Raw genomic sequence first — 2062 nt, 5'->3', positions numbered from 1 at the left:
GAGGGGCGCCGGGGGCGGGAATCTGGGCGTACACATTTCCTACACAGTTTGGGATTCTCAGCTGTATTTAAAAGTAATAAAGAGGGGACCTCGTTTCCGAGATCCCCTCCTCCGTCTATCTATAGAAATAGGCTTTCAAAGCCTTAGGCCAAGAGCTTGCGACCGGACTCCTCGATCGCGTCAAGTGCTGCATCAGCCTCGGCGGCATCCGCGCCCTTAGCGAAGGTGTACAGCTTAATCTTGGGCTCGGTGCCAGAAGGACGGACGATACCCTTGTTACCACCCTCGAGATCGAACTCAATGACATTAGCCTTCGGCAGGCCGTTCACGCAGGTGTTGTAATCCACGACGGCCTCAATCTTGGAACCGGCGAGCTCCGCGGGCGGGTTCTCGCGCAAACCAGCCATGATGCCGGCCATCTTTGCCGCACCCTCAGCGCCCGGATAGCTTAGCGAAATCGTCTTGTTGTGATAGTAGCCATACTTCTCGTACAGCTCGTGCATCGCATCGGCAAGGTTCTTACCCTGGAGCTTGTAATACTGCGCCATCTGGCAAATCAGAAGCGAAGTGCTCACGGCGTCCTTGTCGCGCACGTGGTCGCCGGCCAGATAGCCGTAGCTCTCCTCGAAACCGAAGATAAAGCGATCGACCTCGCCAGCATCGGAAAGAGAAGTAATGATGTCGCCGATGTACTTGAAGCCCGTCAGGCAGCGGCGAAGCTCAAAACCGTACTCGTCGGCCAGAGCGTCAACCATGGCGGAAGAAACGATAGTAGTAACGGCAACCTTCTTAGTGAGGTCCTCACCGCGGGCAGCACGGGTCTTGCAGATATAGTCGAGCAGCAGAACGCCCATCTCATTGCCGGTCAGCAGCAGATAGTCATCGCCATTTTTAACGGCAACGCCAACACGGTCGGCGTCGGGATCGGTTGCAAGCAGCAAATCAGGGTGAACCTGCTCGCAGAGATCGATGCCCTTCTGCATGGCCTGACGGATCTCGGGGTTAGGATACGGGCAGGTCGGGAAATCGCCGTTAGGCTCCTTCTGCTCGGGAACAACCGTGACATCGGTGATGCCAGCGCGCTCGAGCACCGTAGTAACGGGAATGAGGCCGGTGCCGTTGAGCGGAGTGTAGACGAGCTTAAGCGGAGCGCCAGCGATCTCCTCGGCAGAAAGGTTAGTCACGCCGCGCGCGAGAACGGCGTCGTAATAACGCTCGAGGCACGAGTCGTCGATCCATTTAACCAGACCCTGCTCAAGAGCCTCATCAAAGTCCATGGACTTCACGCCGGTGAATGTATCGGTCTCGGCGATAGCCTTAGAAATTGCATCGGCGGCCTCGCTGGTGATCTGGCAGCCATCGGGGCCATAGGCCTTATAGCCGTTATACGGCGCTGGGTTATGGCTAGCGGTCATGCAAATGCCACCGGAGCACTTAAGATCACGGACGGCCCAGGAGAGCGTCGGCACAGGAGAAATCTTGGGATACACGAGGGCAGTCACGCCGTTTGCTGCAAGAATGGCAGCCGTAGTCTTAACGAACAGCTCACCTTTATTGCGGCTATCGCGAGCGATGGCGACCGTCGGATGCTCAAAGGTCGCATTGAGGTAGTCAACGAATCCCTGGGTCGCACGACCGACCGTATAGATATTCATACGGTTAGTGCCCGCACCGATAGTGCCGCGAAGACCGGCAGTACCGAAGGCGAGATCCTGGAAGAAAGCGTCGGTGATGGCGTCCTCATCACCCTGCTCCCTCATCGTGTTGAGCTCAGCGAGGAGCTCCTCGTCCTTGACATTGGCAATCCAAGTATCAAGCAGCTCATGAACATCTGCCATGTGAGTCCTTCCGTCACAATCAATAAAACGACCCGTGTAAAAACAGGACAAGCGCAGCAGTGCGCTAAAGCAAATATTAGTCCATTGAGAACAGAGAACCGGCCAAAGAACGGTGAACGTCTATATTCAGCGGTGGATGATTAAATTGATTTAATTGCATAAGGACTGTTGCCCGTAAACGCAAAAAAAGGGGGAGGCCGCGAGGCCTCCCCCTTCTTCAAGTC

1 protein-coding gene is annotated in these 2062 nt (G+C 55.7%); it reads right to left on the bottom strand.

The annotated features are described in order from the left end of the window. Window positions 1–143: 143 nt before the first annotated feature. Window positions 144–1838, bottom strand: a complete 1695-nt coding sequence (locus DXD16_RS10110; RefSeq protein WP_117655983.1) for a phospho-sugar mutase — start codon at window positions 1836–1838, stop codon at window positions 144–146. Window positions 1839–2062 lie beyond the last annotated feature (224 nt).

This window comes from Collinsella sp. TF11-5AC (assembly GCF_003436775.1).
GTDB lineage: Bacteria > Actinomycetota > Coriobacteriia > Coriobacteriales > Coriobacteriaceae > Collinsella.
The sequence above is the reverse complement of the archived record's forward strand: the minus strand, read 5'-3'. Positions and strand labels throughout refer to the sequence as shown.

Excerpts from the sequence above, each read along its gene's own strand:
- DXD16_RS10110 (WP_117655983.1), bottom strand. The coding sequence starts at position 1,838 with ATGGCAGATGTTCATGAGCTGCTTGATACTTGGATTGCCAATGTCAAG.